The sequence below is a fragment of the Hydrogenophaga sp. genome (assembly GCF_014773545.1).
In the GTDB taxonomy this organism is placed as follows: domain Bacteria; phylum Pseudomonadota; class Gammaproteobacteria; order Burkholderiales; family Burkholderiaceae_C; genus Hydrogenophaga.
Window position 1 is genome coordinate 1 of sequence record NZ_SDDV01000011.1, and the last position, 18,846, is coordinate 18,846.

Annotated in this window: 19 protein-coding genes and 1 pseudogene; 7 read left to right on the forward strand and 13 right to left on the reverse strand. The window is 63.7% G+C overall.

Annotated features, from left to right (window positions below):
* A partial coding sequence (locus EST26_RS08520) for a pilin (protein WP_291067023.1) occupies window positions 1-468 on the forward strand: 468 nt, incomplete at its 5' end.
* Window positions 469-855: 387 nt separating this feature from the next.
* On the opposite strand, the gene EST26_RS08525 is transcribed toward EST26_RS08520, so the two are convergent.
* From EST26_RS08525 to EST26_RS08535, 3 genes are all read right to left on the reverse strand, one after another.
* Window positions 856-1,284 (reverse strand): type II toxin-antitoxin system VapC family toxin, encoded by a 429-nt coding sequence (locus tag EST26_RS08525; RefSeq protein WP_291067124.1) that lies wholly within the window; start codon window positions 1,282-1,284, stop codon window positions 856-858.
* Window positions 1,281-1,535, reverse strand: coding sequence for a type II toxin-antitoxin system Phd/YefM family antitoxin (locus EST26_RS08530; protein ID WP_291067024.1), 255 nt, complete (start codon window positions 1,533-1,535; stop codon window positions 1,281-1,283). Before EST26_RS08530 ends, EST26_RS08525 begins: the two co-directional genes overlap by 4 nt.
* Before the next feature lie 67 nt (window positions 1,536-1,602).
* Entirely contained in the window at window positions 1,603-1,752 is a 150-nt protein-coding gene (locus EST26_RS08535; protein WP_291067025.1) for a hypothetical protein, read from the reverse strand.
* A gap of 283 nt (window positions 1,753-2,035) precedes the next feature.
* Here EST26_RS08535 and EST26_RS08540 point away from each other — a divergent pair, with 283 nt between their 5' ends.
* Entirely contained in the window at window positions 2,036-2,629 is a 594-nt protein-coding gene (locus tag EST26_RS08540; RefSeq protein ID WP_291067027.1) for a hypothetical protein, read from the forward strand.
* On the opposite strand, the gene EST26_RS08545 is transcribed toward EST26_RS08540, so the two are convergent.
* The 5 genes and pseudogenes from EST26_RS08545 to EST26_RS08565 form a co-directional block, all read right to left on the reverse strand.
* Window positions 2,619-3,338 carry a response regulator transcription factor gene (locus EST26_RS08545; RefSeq protein ID WP_291067029.1) on the reverse strand — a complete coding sequence of 240 codons (720 nt, stop codon included), beginning with the start codon at window positions 3,336-3,338 and terminating at the stop codon, window positions 2,619-2,621. The genes EST26_RS08540 and EST26_RS08545 overlap by 11 nt on opposite strands.
* A gap of 140 nt (window positions 3,339-3,478) precedes the next feature.
* The gene (locus EST26_RS08550; RefSeq protein ID WP_291067030.1) at window positions 3,479-5,083 is read right to left on the reverse strand and encodes a HAMP domain-containing sensor histidine kinase; all 1,605 of its coding nucleotides are present in this window, start codon (window positions 5,081-5,083) and stop codon (window positions 3,479-3,481) included.
* A 15-nt stretch (window positions 5,084-5,098) separates the two neighbouring features.
* Window positions 5,099-5,281: pseudogene (locus tag EST26_RS08555) on the reverse strand (D-glycerate dehydrogenase); the annotation flags it as partial.
* Between the two features lie 47 nt (window positions 5,282-5,328).
* Window positions 5,329-5,676 carry an FKBP-type peptidyl-prolyl cis-trans isomerase gene (locus EST26_RS08560; RefSeq protein ID WP_291067031.1) on the reverse strand — a complete coding sequence of 116 codons (348 nt, stop codon included), beginning with the start codon at window positions 5,674-5,676 and terminating at the stop codon, window positions 5,329-5,331.
* A 46-nt stretch (window positions 5,677-5,722) separates the two neighbouring features.
* On the reverse strand, window positions 5,723-6,379 hold the full coding sequence (locus EST26_RS08565; protein ID WP_291067126.1) for a nitroreductase: 657 nt from the start codon (window positions 6,377-6,379) through the stop codon (window positions 5,723-5,725).
* 520 nt (window positions 6,380-6,899) lie between these two features.
* On the opposite strand from EST26_RS08565, the gene EST26_RS08570 reads away from it, so the two are divergent.
* Complete coding sequence (locus EST26_RS08570) at window positions 6,900-7,442, forward strand: phasin family protein (protein WP_291067033.1); 543 nt, start codon at window positions 6,900-6,902, stop codon at window positions 7,440-7,442.
* 55 nt (window positions 7,443-7,497) lie between these two features.
* Here the strand turns inward: EST26_RS08570 and EST26_RS08575 are convergent, their stop codons facing one another.
* Window positions 7,498-8,340, reverse strand: coding sequence for a patatin-like phospholipase family protein (locus EST26_RS08575; RefSeq protein WP_366474621.1), 843 nt, complete (start codon window positions 8,338-8,340; stop codon window positions 7,498-7,500).
* Window positions 8,341-8,528: 188 nt separating this feature from the next.
* Between EST26_RS08575 and EST26_RS08580 the strand changes: the two genes are divergently transcribed.
* The gene (locus EST26_RS08580; RefSeq protein WP_291067037.1) at window positions 8,529-9,584 is read left to right on the forward strand and encodes an extracellular solute-binding protein; all 1,056 of its coding nucleotides are present in this window, start codon (window positions 8,529-8,531) and stop codon (window positions 9,582-9,584) included.
* A gap of 106 nt (window positions 9,585-9,690) precedes the next feature.
* On the opposite strand, the gene ppk2 is transcribed toward EST26_RS08580, so the two are convergent.
* On the reverse strand, window positions 9,691-10,608 hold the full coding sequence (gene ppk2 / locus EST26_RS08585) for a polyphosphate kinase 2 (RefSeq protein WP_291067039.1): 918 nt from the start codon (window positions 10,606-10,608) through the stop codon (window positions 9,691-9,693).
* Between the two features lie 195 nt (window positions 10,609-10,803).
* Here ppk2 and EST26_RS08590 point away from each other — a divergent pair, with 195 nt between their 5' ends.
* From EST26_RS08590 to rpoD, 3 genes are all read left to right on the forward strand, one after another.
* Entirely contained in the window at window positions 10,804-11,562 is a 759-nt protein-coding gene (locus tag EST26_RS08590) for a 3-hydroxyacyl-CoA dehydrogenase (RefSeq protein ID WP_291067041.1), read from the forward strand.
* Window positions 11,563-11,629: 67 nt separating this feature from the next.
* Window positions 11,630-13,474, forward strand: a complete 1,845-nt coding sequence (gene dnaG, locus EST26_RS08595; protein ID WP_291067042.1) for a DNA primase — start codon at window positions 11,630-11,632, stop codon at window positions 13,472-13,474.
* Between the two features lie 286 nt (window positions 13,475-13,760).
* Window positions 13,761-16,061: an RNA polymerase sigma factor RpoD gene (gene rpoD, locus EST26_RS08600; protein WP_291067043.1), complete on the forward strand. Its 2,301-nt coding sequence runs from the start codon at window positions 13,761-13,763 to the stop codon at window positions 16,059-16,061.
* A gap of 43 nt (window positions 16,062-16,104) precedes the next feature.
* Here rpoD and uvrC read toward each other — a convergent pair whose 3' ends face one another.
* Genes uvrC through EST26_RS08615 form a run of 3 tightly spaced genes read right to left on the reverse strand, consistent with a single transcriptional unit; the run spans window position 16,105 to window position 18,831 of the window.
* Window positions 16,105-18,207, reverse strand: a complete 2,103-nt coding sequence (gene uvrC / locus EST26_RS08605) for an excinuclease ABC subunit UvrC (RefSeq protein ID WP_291067044.1) — start codon at window positions 18,205-18,207, stop codon at window positions 16,105-16,107.
* A 7-nt stretch (window positions 18,208-18,214) separates the two neighbouring features.
* Window positions 18,215-18,610: a type II toxin-antitoxin system death-on-curing family toxin gene (locus EST26_RS08610; RefSeq protein ID WP_291067045.1), complete on the reverse strand. Its 396-nt coding sequence runs from the start codon at window positions 18,608-18,610 to the stop codon at window positions 18,215-18,217.
* Window positions 18,607-18,831 carry an AbrB/MazE/SpoVT family DNA-binding domain-containing protein gene (locus EST26_RS08615; protein WP_291067047.1) on the reverse strand — a complete coding sequence of 75 codons (225 nt, stop codon included), beginning with the start codon at window positions 18,829-18,831 and terminating at the stop codon, window positions 18,607-18,609. The genes EST26_RS08610 and EST26_RS08615 overlap by 4 nt, the downstream gene beginning before the upstream one ends.
* Between the last annotated feature and the right edge of the window lie 15 nt (window positions 18,832-18,846).

The following is an 18,846-nucleotide window of genomic DNA, read 5'->3' on the forward strand; positions in this document are numbered from 1 at the left end:
GAACTGATGATCGTGGTGGCCATCATCGGTATTCTGGCTGCTGTGGCGCTGCCGGCTTACCAAGATTTCACGGTGCGTGCCCGTGTGGCGGAAGGTCTAATGGCGGCTTCGGCGGCCAAAATCCACGTGGCAGACATACTGGCGTCAGGCAACCCGGGAGCCAACCCCGAAGGCTATGCAACAGGCTTCACAGCACCATCCCCGACACGCAACGTGGCAAGCGTTGTGATTGCGTCCGACACCGGCGCGATCACGGTTACCACTACCGATGCCGCTGGCGGCGGGACGCTCATCTTTACCCCGCAATCCCCGATCGGGACGAATCTGCCTAGTGGGGCTACAGTTTTCACCCCCCTGGGGGAGCCAGTTGTATGGCGCTGCTTGGCCCACGGTGCTGATGCTGGGCCCTTTACTGGCGCGGTTGCGGGTTCGCTGCAAGCGCGTTTCGCTCCGGCTGAATGCAGGTAATTTTTTCCCAACTCGCACAAGCCAAGGGGGCGCCAATGGCGCTCCCTTTTTGAGGACTGGCTCAGGGCGAACGGTTGATACTTCACCAGGCCGGATCAATAAAACCGGGGGTGAAATCGGGGTCAGATTCCGATTATCTTCAAGAAGGCTTCGACAGGCTCAGCCCGAACGGATGTTTCTTGCGTGAAAGAAGGCTTCGACAGGCTCAGCCCGAACGGAGGGGCAATTGGGGTCAGATTCCGATTATCTCAAAGGGTTTGCGCCATAAGTGGTTGATACATATCGCAAGAAGGCTTCGACAGGCTCAGCCCGAACGGATGTTTCTTGTGGCAATCGGGGTCAGATTCCAATTTCCTTATTGATCCGGCCCTGCGGCAACAATCGGGGTCAGATTCCAAATTCCCAGGGATTGAGCACGGCCACGCCTGTGGGCGCGAAGTCGGCTGCGTTGCGGGTGACGACGGTCATGCCATGCACCAAGGCAGTGGCAGCAATCAGGCCGTCACGTACCGGGTGGGGGTCCGGTACATGCAGTTGCGCACTGCGCAGGGCAATGGCGCTGTCCACATGCAGTACACGGCCGTCAAACGCTGGCTGTACCTGGTGTTCGAACCAAATTCTCAGGGCCTCGCCCTGCACAGGGTCGCGCCGCTCGGCCAACAAGACAGCAATTGCAATCTCCTGCAGGGTGATGACCGAGAGATACAGATCGCTGGCCTCGACGCTGTCGGCCCACGCGCAGACACGGGCGTCTGCTCTGCCGACGCGGACTTTGCGCAGCTCGGAAACGACATTGGTGTCAAGCAGGTACATCAGTTCAGATCGGCCGCTTGAGCCAGCTCACGCATGGCCGGTGTCTCAAAATCGGCGTCTTGCGCCTCGGGCATGGCCAGTAAATCGGCGATCCGGGAGTGCTGGCGGGTGAGGTGTTTGTAGTCTTCAAACGTCAGCAACACATGCGCCGGGCGACCCCGGTCGGTGATGATCACTGGCCCGGATTGCGCCGCTCTCTTGGCCTTGCCGGCGTCCTGGTTGAACTCCCGGCTGGATAGAGTGGTGATACTCATGAGTAGCTCCTGGATTAAAAATGTAGGTACGTTACCACAACTCGGGGGGAGAAATCGGGGTCAGATTCTAATTTCCCGCATCTGTAAAACCCTGCTCGCGCGCCAGCACCAGCGGGTCGTGGCCGACCCAGTTGCTCAGACCCACTTTGAGCGCTGCCTGCGGTGTCGGCTGGCCGCAGGCCGACAGGCCAAGCACCAAGCCAAGCACAGCGAGCATCGGGCCCGCCTCAGCAGACAGCCGACGCACAGGAGCCAAACGAGCACCCGGTCAGGCACTTACACACATTTTTTTGACCACGAAGGCACTCACCTGCTGGGTGAGAGCGCTACGCGCCGGATTTAGCATGAGCTGTCATGCGCGGTTCATCTTGTGTTCAGCGCCTGGTCATGCGCGCTTCAGGTCGGCTTCAGATCAAGGGGGTCCAATACCCCGGTATCGGCTGCAACACATCTTTCTATCGGCCGATGCCTTCAACCCAGCAACAAATGGAGTCTTTCGCATGCACCCGCCCTTTGCCATCCGCCCACTCAGTCTGGCCGCCCTGCTCGTTTTGAGTTGCAGTGCCGCCGTCGCCAAAGCACCCGCGCTCAGCCCGGCCGCAGCCATGCCGACGCTGAGCACGAACATCACCGCCGCCGAAGTGCTGGCCGCACAGCGCGCCTGGGGCAATGCGTTGGTGCAAATTGCCACAGACTTTGAGACCGGCGGCATAGCCAAAGCCACCGCCACCGCCAACGCGGTACTGGACGCCGCCTACGCCTACCAACTGGGCCCGGTCTTGTTCAAGCCAACGCTGACCACGGCGCCGCACACTTTTCGCACCACACGCGAAGGCGCGCTGGCCTACTTCGTCGGTCACAACCCGAATTTTCCGAACGACACCGGCTTTGCCCTCAATGGCTGGCGTTCAGTGGAAATTCGCAACGTCGCCATGCACCTGCAAGGCAACATCGCCAAGACCATGGGCAACGTCATGATTACGGACCGCAACGGCAAGGTCACCACGGTCGATAAGACCTGGGGCTATCTGCGCGACGACCAGGGCCGCCTGCGCATTGTGCTGCACCACTCCTCGCTGCCGGTCACGAACTGAGCGCTGCGTCTTGCTGCATGCGGTAGCCCAGCCCGCGCAAGGTCTGAATGAGGGCCGGCTCGAAGCCTTCGTCGACCTTGGCGCGCAGGCGGCGGATGTAGACGTCGACCACATTGGTCAGCGGGTCTTGGTGCGCACCCCAGACCTGCGCCAGAATGCGTTCGCGGCTGAACACCCGCCCTGGGTGCGTCATGAAGAGTTCCAGCAGGGCCAGCTCTTTGGCGGTTAGTTTTATTTCTGTGGCACCGCGGCGCACACGCATCTGCTCGCGGTCAAAGCACAAGTCAGCGACTTGCAAGTGGCGCGCGGCACCCACGCGCTGATCGCGCGAACGCCGCGCCAGCGCTTCGATTCGCGCCAGCAACTCCTCAAAGGCAAACGGCTTGACCAAATAATCGTCTGCCCCCATGCGAAGGCCGGCCAGCCGGTCTTGCAATTCGCCCAGCGCGCTGAGCACCAGAATCGGCCACTGCACGCCGCCAGCGCGCAAGGTCTGGCACAGCGCCAGTCCGTCCATGTCCGGCAGCATGAGGTCGAGCAGCATCACGCTGGGCTGCTGGAGTTCGCGCGTCTGCGGATACCAAGCGCGCGCCATCGCCTCGCCCTCGCCGCCGCTGCGCGCCCAGCGCAGCACGTGGCCTTCGGCCGTTAGGCCGCGCTGCAAAAAATCGCCCACCCGGGCATCGTCTTCGACCAGCAAAATGTTCATGCGGACTGTTTCGTTGCAGTTGATGGGTAACGTGAGAGTCGGGCCGCGACTCACTTCGCTCCCCTCTCCCGTGTGCGGGAGAGGGGTTGGGGGTGAGGGAGAACGGGCAGGACTTTCATTTTTTGGGGCGCCTTTCAAAGTCATGCCCGTTGGCTGAGCATGGGCAGACACAAGGTGGCTGTCGTGCCCTCGCCCGGCTGGCTGTGCAGGTTCAGGCTGCCGCCGTGCTGGCGCGCCAGCGCCCAGGCAATTGACAGGCCCAGCCCGCTGCCGGCGTCGCAATGCCGTCGCGCGGCCAGACTGCGAAAACCCCGCTCGAACACGCGCGACAGGTCCTCGGGTGCAATCCCGATACCGTGGTCGATGACGCGCAGACACCAGTGCGGCGTGCCATGGGCGTGCGTCTGCTGCGTCACCTCAACCCGCACCCGGCCCTGGGGCCGCGAGTAGCGCACGGCGTTGTCGAGCAGCAAGAGCATGAGTTGCTGTAGGCGCTGCGCGTCGCCCAGCAAACTGGCCGTCGTCTCACACGGCGCTGGCTCATCGATGCCAACCCCGGCCTGCGCCGCCAGTGCGCGCACGTGATCGAGCGCGGCTTGCAGCAGCGGCCAGGGATCGGTCGGCGCCAGCTTGATTGACCAGCTATCGACATCGCTGCGCGCCATGTTCAGCAAGTCCTCGATCACGCCCGAGAGCTGCGCCGCCGCTGCGGCGATGCGCCCCAGCGTGGCCTGCTGTTCGTCCCAGGTCTTGGGGCGCCCACGCAAAGCAATTTCGGCTTCGCCGCGTATCACCGTGGCGGGCGTGCGCAACTCGTGACTGATGTCGGCCAACAGACGGTGACGGCGTCCTTGCCAGTCCTGCAAACGCTCGAGCGCCTGCTGCAAGGCCTGGGTGCGTTCGCGCACCTGTGCTTCCAGGGCGCCCCGGGTCTGCGCCTCGCGGCTGCGGTGCAAGATCAGCTCGTCGGCCATGCGGTTGACGCTGCGGGCAAAGCGGGCAAATTCGTGCTCGCCGTCTTGCGGCACCCGATGCGTCAGATCGCCGGCCGCGAGCGCGTCGGCGCCGGCCTGCAAAGCACCCAAGGGTTGCCGCAGTGAGCGGGCAAAGTAGGCCGCCAAAGCAAGCGCCAGCAGCAACAAAAGCAAGGTGGTGCCCAGCCAGAGTTGCCGAATGCGTTGCAAAGACTGGTAAGTCGCCTGCCGCTCGCGCTGCACGGCCTGCGTTTCACGGGCAATCGCCAGCGTCAGCAGACTGCGCAATTCCTTGCCTTCAGACAATTCGAACACCCGATCCAGTACCGCCCAGGCTTGCCTGGGCTGTTCGATGCCGCCGCCCGGCAACCCGGACAAGGCCAGATTGACGTCCAAAATATGCTGGTGCAAGGTCTGCAAGTCCTGCTGGCGCAGTCGATGTTCGGGCCGCTCCATGTCGGCCAGCCGATCGAGCGCCTGCGCTTGCACACTTAAAACCTGCAAGCGTTCTACGCCGTCCAGCATGGAGCGCCCAAGCAACGCCTGCTGCCCAGGTATGTACGGCACACCGAGCAGGACTTGCAAAGACCAGGCACGCAACACCTGCTTGCTGGCCGCGAGTTCCAGAAAGCCGTTTAGCACATCTCCCGCCACCCGCCCGCGCTGACCGCGCTGCTCGGCCGCATGGGTAACCCACCAGGCCAATGAACCTTGCAAAAAAGACAATAGCGCCAGGAGGGCAAAGGCGGCGGCAAGGCGGCGGCTGAACACGGCGCGTCCTGCCCATCAAGGCTGATCCGGTATGTGCAGTGGCTGCGTATTCAGCGCCGTCAACGCCCGGCCCTGGGTCGGAAATGCGATCAGGTTGTCGGCCGCCAACCGCGCCATCGCCAGCCGGGTGCGCAGCGTAGCGCTGACGATGTGCGGTGTGAGCACCACGTTGCTCAAGGCCAACAGTTGCGGGAATACGGCGCGCGCCACCAGCACGGCGGGCCTGGACGCTGCTTGCATGGGGCTCAGACCGCCAGCAATTCGACTTCGAACAGCAGCGTGGCGTGCGCGGGAATCACGCCGCCGGCGCCGCGCGCGCCGTAGCCCAGCGCAGCGGGAATGAGCAGGCGGCGCGTGCCGCCCACGGCCATGCCCTGCACACCCTCGTCCCAGCCCTTGATGACGTGGCCGGCGCCGAGCGTAAATTCAAACGGCTGACCGCGGTCTTTGCTGGAGTCGAACTGAGCGCCCTGGCTGCTGTTGCTGAAAATCCAGCCGGTGTAGTGCACCTGCACCGGGCGACCGGCGCGGGCGACTTCACCCCGACCGATCACGGTGTCTTCATATTGCAGGCCGCTTGCGGTGCTGATCATGTGTTGTCCTTATCCTTGTGCTTGAACGTGCTTGAACGTGCTTGAATCATTCGATCCAGGTGGTGAAAGACGCCACCGGCTCGCGCGGCGTGTGAAAACCGTTCACCGGATGCGCCGGATCGGCGTAGCCCAGCGCCATGCCGCAGACCAGCATTTCATGGTCGCTCGCGCCGACATGCGGCAAGACAATGCTGGCAAAGACGTTCCAGGCCGCCTGCGGGCAGGTGTGCAGACCCTGCGCCCGCGCGCCCAGCATGATGTTTTGCAAAAACATGCCGTAATCCAACAGCGAGCCGCGTCCCAGCACGCGGTCGAGCGTGAACATCAAACCCACCGGGGCGTCAAAAAAGCGAAAATTGCGCTGCTGCTGCAGGTGCATTTTGTCCTTGTCGCCCTTGCCTATGCCCAGCAGGCCGTACAGGCCCCAGCCGTTCTCGCGCCGGCGGTCGATGTACGGGCTGACCCATTTTTCTGGGTAGTAGTCGTATGCCTCGTGGTACTGGGCTGCCAGCGTCGGGTCGGCGCGCAAGGCGTCGTGCGCGGCGCAGACTTGGTCGACCAGCGCGCTGCGGCTGGCTCCTTGCAGCACGTAGACCTTCCAGGGCTGGGTGTTGGTGCCCGAGGGTGCCCGGCTGGCCACGGCCAAAAGATGTTCCAGCGTGGCACGCGGCACCGGCGTGGGCAAAAAGGCGCGCGCCGACATGCGGCTGGTGATGGCCGCATCGACGCTGGCGGCGTCGATCGGCGTGCGCTGGCATGCAGGGTTTTGTGTCACAAGAGTTTCTCCGGTCTGTGCTTGAACGAATCGGGCAGGGGCTGCGGGCTTGGCGAACTCCTGGCATTGTGCCTGTCTGACCCGGGCTTGCTGGTCACCGAGAGGTCAACCCGGTCGCCTCGGCGATAGCGCTACGCCAGCGCCACGTCAGACGTTTTTTATCGGCACCTGTTTCGATCGGCTCAGGAAAAATCAAAAGAGACGCCGCGTATGGACCAGAAATATGCAGATACGATGACAGTTCACCCATTTAGAATGTTACATCTAGATGACTAAAATTCTGCAAAACACCTTTGCGCCATTGAAGCTTACCTCTATAATCCGGTGCCTGTTGCAGTGCAGCAAAGCGAACCAAGACAACAGCGTCCAGACAGCGCGGCGTTCAATAGCGGCTCTCAACAGCCTGTTTTTCAGGCCCTTGTTTGACTAATTTTCTGGAGTTATGAATATGCTGACCGCCGAACAAATCGTCGCCGCCCAAAAAGCCAACATCGAGACCCTTTTCGGTCTGACCCAAAAAGCCTTCGAAGGCGTGGAAAAGCTGGTTGAACTCAATGTTCAAGCCACCAAGGCCGCTCTGTCCGAGTCGGCCAACAACGCCCAGGCCATGCTCAGCGTCAAGGACGCGCAAGAACTGCTGACGCTGCAAGCCAGCCTGATGCAGCCACTGGCTGAGAAAACCGCCGCCTACAGCCGCCATCTGTACAACATCGCCTCTGGCACCAGCGCCGAATTCAGCAAGGCCGCCGAAGCCCAGAACGCCGACATGCAAAAGCGTTTCATGTCCGTGGTGGACAACGCATCGAAAAACGCGCCGGCCGGCTCCGAGACCGCCGTCGCCGTGATGAAGAGCGCCGTCTCTGCCGCCAGCAACGCCATGGAGTCGGTGCAAAAAGCGGTCAAGCAGGCAACCGAAATGGCCGAAGCCAACTTCAACGCCGTGACCACTTCTGCCGTTGACGCTTCGAAAACGGTGGCCAAGAAGCGCTGATTCTTGCGCGTCTGCGCAGATGCGCTCGGCCCTCACGGCAACGTGAGGGCTTTTTTTATGGCCGCGCCTCGCGCAGCGGCCGCCACTTTGCCAGCTCGGCACGCAGTTGCGGCAGAGCGGCCTGCATGGCCGCACGACCGGCGGCAATCGAGCGCTGGCGCGCGGCGAAGTCGGCACTGCCCACGCCGGCCAGCGCCGGGCGCAGCACCACATCGGCGCCAGCGAGTTCGAGCCGGTTGATACTCTGCCCCATGATGGCAAAGGTTTGCAGCAGCACCTGCAAACCGCCCTCGGCCTGGTTGCCCGCAGGCGCACTGGAAATGTCGACCGCCAGCACCAGCTCGGCCCCCATGGCGCGCGCCTGACTGACCGGCACCGGCGCGACCAGGCCGCCGTCGACAAAATCGCGTCCCCCAATGCGCACCGGCGTGAACACGCCCGGCACCGCGCTGGAGGCGCGCACCGCCTGCGCCGTATCGCCCCGACGAAACAGCACGCCATCTCCGCTGGCCAGGTCGGTGGCCAAAATGCCCAGCGGAATGGCCATGTTTTCGATCAAACGCCCATCGACCGCCTGCCGCACGTAGCGCGCCAGCGCCTCACCGCGCAACAAGCCACGCCCCATGAGGGGCAAGGACCAGTCGGTCAGCGCCGCCTCATCCATGGCCAGCGCCACGCGCTCGAGTTCGGCTGCGCTCTTGCCACTGGCGGCCAGTGCCGCAACCAGGCTGCCGGCCGAGGTGCCGACCACCAAATCGGGGCGAATGCCGTTTTGCTCGAGCACCCCAAGCACGCCGATGTGCGCGAAACCGCGTGCCGCGCCCCCGCCCAGCGCCAGCCCGAGCCGCGGCGGCCGCAGCACCGGATCGACAGCAGCCGGCGGCGGCGGCGCAAGCACGGCTGGTGCATCCACGCCAGGCAGCGCCGCACACGCACTCAGCAGCAGCGTGGCAGCGAAGACAACAAGATACTTAGTGAGAACTATTCGTGTTTGTGTTATCATTATGACCGGTTTGATTGTAGAACCGCCCATGGCGGCATGCGGCGCCAGCTTGCACCCGTTTGTACCAACCTCGAAAGATTGACATGCGAAAATTTGCAAAATTCTCGATGATCGTGGCCACCGTGGCCGCTGCGCTGGGCTTTCAGAGCCAATTGCACGCGCAGGAGAAGGTGTTGAACATCTATTCGGCCCGGCATTACCAGGCCGACAGCGTGATGTACGATGAATTCACCCGCACCACCGGCATACGGATCAACCGCATCGAGTCCGATGATGCCGGTATTTTGGCGCGGCTGCGCGCCGAAGGTGCGGCTTCTCCGGCTGATGTGGTGTTGCTGGTCGACGCCGCCCGGCTGGCGCTGGCCGACAGCCAGGGTCTGTTCCAGCCGTTCAGGTCGGCCCGGCTCGACGCCGCCATCCCACCCAATCTGCGCGCCGCTCCTACGCCAGAAGGCGTGACCTGGACCGGCTTTTCCACCCGCGCCCGTGTCTTCGCCATTGATCCGCAACGCTTGCGCGCCGAAGACGTGGCCACCTACGAGCAGCTCTCAGATCCCAAGCTGCGCGGCATGATTTGCACCCGTTCGGGCTCGCACCCGTACAACATTTCTCTTTTCGCCACCGTGATCGACCGCATTGGCGACCAGCGCGGCGAAGCCTGGCTCAGAGGCATTGTCGCCAACAAGGCGCGCCCACCCCGGGGCGGCGACACCGACCAGATCCGCGCCGTGGCAGCCGGCGAGTGTGCGCTGGCCATCACCAACACCTACTACGTGGCGCGCCTGATGCGCTCGGACAATCCGGCCGACCGCGCGGTCGCCGAGCGGGTGCGTGTGGTGTTCCCGAACCAGGCCACCACCGGCACGCACGTCAACATTGCCGGCGGCGCCATCGCCCGCCACGCCAGAAACCGCGACAACGCCATTGCCTTCATGGAGTTCATGGCCACGCCGTTTGCACAAAAACACTTTGCCGACGGCAACAACGAGTTTGCCGCCGCCCGCAATGTGAGGGTCAACAACCCAGCGCTGAGTGCCATCGGTGGCGACAACTTCAAGGTCGAGAACATTCCGCTCGACGTGGTGGCGCGCAACCTGGTCAAGGTGCAGCAGATGCTGGACCGGGTCGGCTTCAAGTAAGCGGCGCAGGGGCTTGACGCCCCCCCGCAAGGCCCAGGTCTGAACAACAGGCCCGGGCCTTTTTTTATGCTTTGTCGATCTGCTGGCTGGGCCGGCCACGGGCGCATCAGTACACCTGCGGCACGTAGATTTCGCCCGGCACCTGATGGCGGCGATAGCCCTCGTGCCGCACCCGCTCGGGCAAGGTGATGCCAGGGCGTTCGATCTCGTGGTACGGTATCTGCCCGAGCAAGTGGGCGATGCAGTTGAGCCTGGCCTTTTTCTTGTCGTCGGCTGGCACCACCCACCAGGGAGACTCGGGAATGTGCGTGCGCTCGAGCATCAGCTCTTTGGCCTTGGTGTAGAGCTCCCAGCGGCGGCGCGACTCCAGGTCCATCGGGCTGAGCTTCCATTGCTTGAGTGGGTCGTGAATGCGGCCCAGAAAGCGCAGGTGCTGCTCTTCGTCCGAGATGGAAAACCAGTACTTGATGAGCTGAATGCCCGAGCGCACCAGCATTTTCTCGAACTCGGGCACGCTGCGGAAAAACTCCTCGTACTGCTCGTCGCTGCAAAAACCCATCACCCGCTCGACGCCGGCGCGGTTGTACCAACTGCGGTCGAACAGCACCATTTCACCGGCGGCGGGCAAATGCGCCGCGTAGCGCTGAAAGTACCACTGCGAGCGCTCGCGGTCACTCGGCGCCGGCAGCGCCACCACACGGCAGACGCGCGGATTGAGCCGCTGCGTGATGCGCTTGATCACCCCGCCCTTGCCGGCCGAGTCGCGGCCTTCAAAAATGATCACCACCTTGTGTCCGCTGGCGGCGACCCAGTCCTGCAACTTGACCAGCTCGGCCTGCAGGCGAAACAGGTGTTGGAAATAACTCTGGCGCTCTTGTTTTTGCTGCGCCAGTGCGGCGCTATCGATCTCGGTTGAAGCGGCACCAAACGGGCGGTCTTCCAGCTCCATTTCCAGTTCTTCGTCGTAACCGTCGAGCAAGTCGGCCTGGATGCGGCGCAGCAATTCGTCGTGACTGTCGATCATGAAAACCCCTGTGCGGTAAAAAAAACAGAATATGTGGAAATGATGACAAAACCGTGAAAAATTTACGTCAATTTGACCAAGGCCATGCGCTGCGCATGGGCCAAGGCGATCAGCGCTCGCTGCTGTCGATCCATAATCGATCGCAAACGCAAACGCAAACACAACCTTCGGCCCTTGCTTCAAGAGATCGCAATCATGGACATTCCAGGCAAGGTTTTCATCGTCACCGGCGGCGCATCGGGGTTGGGCGAAGGCGCGGCGCGCCTGCTTGCGGCACACGGCGCCCGCGTCGTGCTGGCCGACTTGCAGGTCGAAAAAGGCCAGGCGCTGGCACAAGAGCTGGGCGCTGCCTTCGTGCGCTGCGACGTCTGTAGCGAAGCCGACGCTCAGGCCGTGGTGGCCCAGGCAAGGTCAATGGGAAAGCTGATGGGCCTGGTCAACTGCGCCGGTATCGCACCCGCAGAAAAAACAGTGGGCAAGAACGGTGCGCATGCGCTGGGCGTCTTCACCCGGACCCTCATGGTCAACCTGGTCGGCAGCTTCAACATGATCCGTCTGGCGGCCGAGGCGATGTGCAAAAACCAGCCCGAAGCCAGTGGTGAACGCGGCGTGCTGATCTCCACCGCCAGCGTGGCCGCCTATGACGGCCAGATCGGACAAGCGGCTTACGCCGCGTCCAAGGGCGGCGTGGTCGGGATGACGCTGCCGATCGCGCGCGACCTCGCCCGCAACGGCATTCGCAACATGACGATCGCGCCCGGCATCTTCGGCACCCCTATGCTGTTTGGCATGCCGCAAGACGTGCAAGACGCACTGGCCGCCAGCGTGCCGTTTCCCAGCCGTCTGGGAACCCCGGCCGACTACGCCAAACTGGTCAAGCACATCATCGAAAACGACATGCTCAACGGTGAAGTGATCCGCCTGGACGGCGCGATTCGGCTGGCACCGCGCTGATTCGCCCGTTGCACCCGACGCCACGCCGACGGGTCGCGGGCGTTAAGCTCGCTGCCAGCGAACGGCCATGCTAATCCCTCAGACCTTCATTCAGGAACTGCTCAATCGCGTCGATGTGGTCGACGTGGTGGGCCGCTATGTGGCGCTGAAAAAGGGCGGCGCCAATCTCATGGGCCTGTGCCCGTTCCACAGCGAGAAATCGCCCTCCTTCAGCGTCAGCCCGAGCAAGCAGTTCTACCACTGCTTTGGCTGCGGCGTCAGCGGCGACGCGATTGAATTCCTGATGGCCCACACCGGCACGAGCTTTGTCGAAGCGGTGCAGGAGCTGGCGCAACAAGCCGGGCTGCAAGTACCGCAAGACCCGGCCACGCCGCTGGAACGCGAACGCGCCGCGCAACAGCGCCAGCAGCAGGCCAGCTTGACCGAGCTGCTGGAGAAAGCCGCTCTGGCCTACGCCAAGCAACTCAGGAGCGCGCCGCGCGCGGTGGCCTACCTGAAAGGGCGCGGCTTGTCGGGCCAAATCGCCAAAACGTTCTTACTCGGCTACGCGTCGGATGGCTGGCGCAACCTGGCCAGCGTGTTCCCCGACTACGCCGATGCGCGGCTGGTCGAAGCCGGACTGGTGGTCAGCCACGAGAGCGAGGCAACTGCGCCGGGCCAGAGCAAGCGCTACGATCGCTTTCGCGACCGCATCATGTTTCCGATCCGCAACGTTAAAGGAGAAACCATTGGCTTTGGCGCGCGCGTGATTGACCAGGGCGAACCCAAATACCTCAATTCGCCCGAGACGCCGGTGTTCAGCAAGGGACGCGAACTCTACGGCCTGTTCGAGGCGCGCAGCGCGATCCGCAGTGCGGGCTACTGTCTGGTGACCGAAGGCTATATGGACGTGCTGGCACTGGCCCAACTCGGCTTTGCCAACGTCGTGGCCGCGCTGGGTACCGCCTGCAGCGCTGAACACGTGCAAAAGCTGTTTCGCTTCACCGACGCGCTGGTGTTTGGCTTTGACGGCGACGCCGCCGGCCGTCGCGCCGCATGCAAGGCGCTGCAAGCCGCTCTGCCGCTGGCCAGCGACACGCGCAGCCTGAAGTTTCTTTTTCTGCCGCCCGAGCACGACCCCGATAGTTTCATTCGCGCCCACGGCCAAGCCGCTTTTGCCCAGTGCGTGCAAGAGGCCATGCCCTTGTCGCGCTTTTTGATCGAGACCGCCAGCGCCGGCTGCGACCTCGCCAGCGCCGAAGGCCGCGCACGCATGGCCGCTGCCGCCCGTCCGCTGTGGAGCGCGCTGCCTGAGGGCGCCTTGAAGCGCCTGTTGATCGGCGAACTGGCCGAACGGGTGGCACTCGACAGCCGCGACCTGCTGCAACTCTGGCAGCCAGGCAGCGCCGCGGCCAGCGGCCGACCCAGCGGCCAGGCGCTCGAGAGTCGATCAGCAGCGCGCCCCTACAAAACGGGCGCCTTGGCCCGCGGCGGCCCACGCCGGGGCGTGGTCAGCCGGGCCGACCGTGCGCTCGGGCTGCTGCTGGCCCACGCAGGCGCCTGGGACAGCTTATCGGCCGACGAGCACGCGCTGCTGGGGCAATTGCCCAGCCCGCATGGACCGCTGTTTGCCTGGATCGAGGGGCAGCGGCACGAGCACGGCGCCCAATCCTGGGCGGCTTTGCGTCAGGCCTTGCGCGGCCATACCCACGAAGCATTCGCCAACCTGCAAGTCGAGCAGTTATTGGGCAGCAACGATGACGCCGACGCCGGTGAATTGCGCGACGTGCTGGCGCGGCTGCGACTGGACCAGTGGGAACTGCAAAGCCAGGCACTGGCCGAGCAAGCACACAGCGACCCGCAGGCGCGCTTGCGGCTGCAGGAACTCCATGCCCGGATTCGAACTCAAAAAAAGCACACTCAATCAGGCTGAGAAAAAGTATAATCCCATGTTGTTCAGTTGCAAACTGCGACCGCAGCACCTGCGGCATTGGCCCGACCCCTGACTGCGGGGCCCTGGCCCCCTCAGATTCACGGCTCTGCTGGAACCCCGCAAGGACTGCACGCCACATGTTCGCCCCACCCGCTTGCAGACCCGCCTTTCACCGCGAACGGCGCTTCTTTGGCCCGCCCTGCGCACCGGCATCAGCCGCCTTGCATCCGGCTCCTTTTGTGTGTTGTTCCGACACCCAGCGATACGAAACCCTTTTGAGGTCTTCATGCCCACGATGAAATCCAGCTTGCCCCGCACGTCCAGCAGCCCGGCACCAGCGCCCGCAGCCGCCTTGGCTGCCGCCGAAAAAGAAAGCGCCACTGCGGCCAAGCCCAAAGCGGCTGGCAAGGCCAAGCCGGCTGCGCTGCCGACCGATCCGGGCGCGGCCGCAGCCCCCCCGGTCAGCCGAAAAAAGAGCGCCGCTCCCACCGCTGCGGCGAAAAAACCAGCCGCTGCGCGCGTGCGCAAAGCACAAAGCGCGGCCCAGGCGGCGCCAGAGCAAAGCGAAGCCGACCTGATCGATCTCGAGGAAGAGCTGAGCGGCGAGGTCGAGCCCGAAACTGAAGCCGACGGTTCTGACGCCACCGTGCAGGTGCAGGAAAAGCTCAAACCGCTGCGCATGAAGGTCAGCAAGGCCAAAGAACGCGCGCTGATGAAGGAATTTGGCCTGGATGAGACTGTTCTGACCGAAGAAGAAGCCAAAACCCGGCGCGAGCGCCTGAAAACCCTGATCAAACTAGGCAAGACACGCGGCTACTTGACGAACGGTGAAATCAACGACCACCTGCCCGACAAACTGGCCGAGGCCGAAACGCTGGAAGTGGTGGTCTCGCTGCTCAACGACATGGGCGTGGCAGTGTACGAACAAACGCCTGACGCCGAAACCCTGTTGCTCAACAACACGAGTCCGACCGCCGCCAGCGATGAAGAAGCCGAAGAAGAGGCCGAAGCCGCGCTGTCGACGGTAGACAGCGAATTTGGCCGCACCACCGACCCGGTGCGCATGTACATGCGCGAAATGGGCACGGTCGAACTGCTCACGCGCGAAGGCGAAATCGAGATTGCCAAGCGCATCGAGGGCGGCCTCAACGACATGATGGCAGCGATCAGCGAATCGCCCGCGACCATTGCCGAAATTCTGCAGATGGCCGACGAGATTCGCAGCGGCAAGGTGGTGATCTCGACCGTGGTGGACGGTTTTGCCGATGCCAGTGCGGCCGACGACTACGTGGCCGAAGAAGACTTCGACGACTACGATGAGGGCGACGACGACGACGGCAAGGGCGGCTCCAAGGCGCTGACGCGCAAGCTCGAAGAACTCAAGCGCGAGGCGCTGACCCGCTTTGACACCATGCGCGCGCAGTTCGAGCAACTGCGCCAGACCTACGACAAAGAAGGCTACGGAGGCGCGGCCTACCAAAAAGCGCAAAAGGCCATCACCGAGACGCTGATGTCGATCCGCTTCACCGCCAAGGCGATTGAAAAGCTGTGCAGCTCGCTGCGCGCTCAGGTCGATGAACTGCGCAAAAAAGAACGCGAACTGCGCCGCATCATCGTCGACAAGTGCGGCATGCCGCAGGAAAAATTCATTGCCGACTTCCCCACCCACCTGCTGAACCTGAAATGGGTGGAAAAGCAGGCCAGTGCTGGCAAGCCCTGGAGCGCGGTGATGACGCGCAACATCCCGCCGATTCAAGAGCTGCAACAGGCTCTGCTGGCGCTGCAGGCCAGCGTGGTGGTGCCGCTGGCGCACCTGAAGGACATTCACAAGCGCATGAACCAGGGCGAGGCGACTTCGCGCGGGGCCAAGAAGGAGATGATCGAAGCCAACCTGCGGCTGGTGATCTCGATTGCCAAGAAATACACCAACCGCGGTCTGCAATTCCTCGACCTGATACAGGAAGGCAATATCGGGCTGATGAAGGCGGTGGACAAGTTTGAATACCGGCGCGGCTACAAATTCTCCACCTACGCCACCTGGTGGATTCGCCAGGCCATCACACGCTCGATTGCCGATCAGGCGCGCACCATCCGCATTCCGGTGCACATGATCGAGACCATCAACAAGATGAACCGCCTGAGTCGCCAGCACCTGCAGGAACACGGCTTTGAGCCCGACGCTTCGATCCTGGCCGAGAAGATGGAAATTCCCGAGGACAAGATTCGCAAGATCATGAAAATCGCCAAGGAACCGATCTCGATGGAGACGCCCATTGGCGACGACGACGACTCGCATCTGGGCGACTTCATCGAAGACCATGCCAACACCGCGCCCATCGAGGCCGCGATGCAGGCCGGCTTGCGCGAAGTGGTCAAAGAGATTTTGGACAGCCTGACGCCGCGTGAGGCCAAGGTGCTGCGCATGCGCTTTGGCATAGAGATGAGCACCGACCACACGCTGGAGGAAGTCGGCAAGCAGTTCGACGTCACGCGCGAGCGCATCCGCCAGATCGAGAGCAAGGCGGTGCGCAAGCTCAAGCACCCGAGCCGCTCGGACAAGCTGCGCAGCTTCATCGACACGCTGTAAGCGCGGGGTTGCATCAGGCCGTCGGCGGCTCAGAGGCTGACATTCAGCGCAGCGCGCGGTAAATCGCTTCAGCCAATTCAGCCGAGATGCCCGGCACGCTGCACAAGTCGGCCACGCTGGCGGCTGCCACGCCGCGCACCCCACCAAAGCGCTGCAATAGGCGCGCGCGCTTTTTCGGTCCGACGCCCGCAATGTCTTCGAGCTTGCTGCCCCCGGTGCGCACCCTGGCGCGCGCCGCGCGCATGCCGGTGATGGCGAAGCGGTGCGCCTCGTCGCGGATCTGCGCCACCAGCATCAGCGCCGCCGAGTCGTGGCCCAGATAGACCTTCTCGCGAGCGTCGGCGAACACCAGCTCTTCCAGGCCCACCTTGCGGCCTTCGCCCTTCTCCACACCCACGATGAGCGACAGGTCCAGCCCGAGTTGCTGGAACACCTCGCGCGCCACGCTCACCTGCGCCTTGCCGCCGTCGACCAGCACCAGCTCGGGCATGCGCGGTCCAGTGGGCAGACCGGAGCTGGTGTCGGTGCTGCCTTCGGTCGAAGACGCTGTTCCCTCTGCAGCAGCGGCGCTGGCCAGCGCTTCGTCTGGCTCCGTGCGCAGCGCTTGAGCTGACTCGGCGCGCAGCAGCTCGGCGATCCGACCGTAGCGGCGCAGCAGCACCAAGCGCATGGCGGCGCAGTCGTCGCCGCCGGTGATGCCGTCGATGTGGTAGCGGCGGTACTGCGCGTTCTGCATCTTGTGGCCTTCGAACACCACGCAGGACGCCTGGGTCGATTCGCCCGCCGTGTGCGAAATGTCGAAGCACTCGATGCGCAGCCCGTCCAGATCGTCGTCGGGCAGGCCCAGCGCCTCGGCCAGCGCGCGGGTGCGCGCCTGCTGCGAGCCCTCTTCGGCCAACAGGCGCGCGAGCGCGATGTCGGCGTTTTTCTGCGCCATCTCCAGCCAGATGCGGCGGTGCTCGCGCGGCTGGTGCACCGCGTTGATTCTGGCGCCGGTTTGCTCGGTCAGCGCGTCCAGCAGCGGCCTGCCCACAGCATGGCTGGTCACCAGGGTGTGCGGCATGGCGCTGCCCAGGTAGTGCTGGGCGATGAAGGCTTCGAGCACCTGCACCGCCACGCGCTCAGCCGGGTCTGCGTTCACCGCCTCGTCACCCTCCAGCAGGACCTGAATCTGCGTCGCGTCTTCCACGTGGGCGGGGAAATACGGCCGGTCGCCGAGATGCCGTCCGCCCCGGACCATAGCCAGGTTGACGCAGGCACGACCACCCTGCACCCTGACAGCCAGCACGTCCACGTCTTTGTCGCAGAGGTTGTCCATCGCCTGCTGGTGCAACACGCGCGAGAGCGCGCTCATCTGGTTGCGGATCTCGGCCGCCTGCTCAAACTCGAGCTTGTCGGCGTGCGCCCGCATGCGCGCCTCCAGCTCGTCGAGCACGGCCTGGGTTTCGCCACGCAGGAAGCGCTCGGCAGCCGCCACATCGCGGCCATAGGCCTCGCTATCGATCAGGTCCACGCAGGGGCCGCTGCAGCGCTTGATCTGGAACAGCAGGCAGGGCCGGGTGCGGTTGGCGAACACCGTGTCTTCGCAGGTGCGCAGGCGAAACACCTTCTGCAGCAGCGTGATGGTTTCCTTCACCGCCCAGGCGCTGGGGTAGGGGCCGTAGCAGTTGTGGCGCTTGTCCACCGCGCCCCGGTAATAGGCCATGCGCGGGAACGCGATCATCGGGATTGGCTTGGCACCTGCGCTGCGGCAGGTCTCGCGCGTGCCGGTGATCTTCAGATAGGGGTAGCTCTTGTCGTCGCGAAACAGGATGTTGAACTTCGGCGCCAGCGTCTTGATCAGGTTGTTTTCCAGCAGCAGCGCCTCGGCCTCGGAGCGCACCACCGTGGTCTGCATGCGCACGATCTTGCCCACCATGTGGCCGATGCGGGTGCCGTCGTGCCTCCTCTGGAAATAGCTGCTGACGCGCTTCTTCAGGTGGCGTGCCTTGCCCACGTAGAGCAACTGGCCCTGCGCATCGAAATAGCGGTAGACGCCGGGCAGACCCGGCAGGGCCGCCACCTCGGCCAGCAAGACGGCGCTGTGCGGGAATGGGGCGCTGCCCGGCGCCGCGTCGGGCGCGGCGGGCGATGGCTCTTTGTTCATGTGGGGTTCAGCTCGGGCGCGGCCGCACGCGCTCGCGCAGCCATTGGGCAAAGCTGTCTTCGGGCAAGTCGCCGGCGGCCAGGGCGAGCATGGTCAACACACAGTCGGCATCGTCGGCTTGCAACTGCTGTCCATTGAGCCAGAGAAACAGCTCCACCGCTACGAAGGCAGTCCGCTTGTTGCCGTCAACAAAGGGATGATTGCGGGCCAGACCGTAGCCATAGGAAGCAGCCAAAGCCGCCGCATCGGGCTCGCCATAGGCAGCGAGGTTGCGAGGTCGGCTGAGCGCGGAGTCGAACAGACCTTCGTCGCGCAAACCGCTGGCGCCGCCGTGTTCGGCCAGTTGCTCCTCATGCACGGCCAGCATCACTTGCCGATCCAGCCATGTCCAGATGAGCGTCATTTGGCCAGCTCGCGCAGCACCTGTCGGCGCTCCTTCATGATCTTGCGCGCCGCGTCCATTTGCGTTTCAAAATCGGCGTTGTACGGCGACAGGTTGACGCCGTGCGCTGCTTCAGTCACAAATACCGTGTCGCCCTTTTCCAGCTTGAGCCGCGCCAGCAGCTCCTTGGGCAGGATCAGGCCGACGGAATTGCCGATCTGGGTGAGTTTGAGTGTGGTCATGGTGGCACCTGAGGC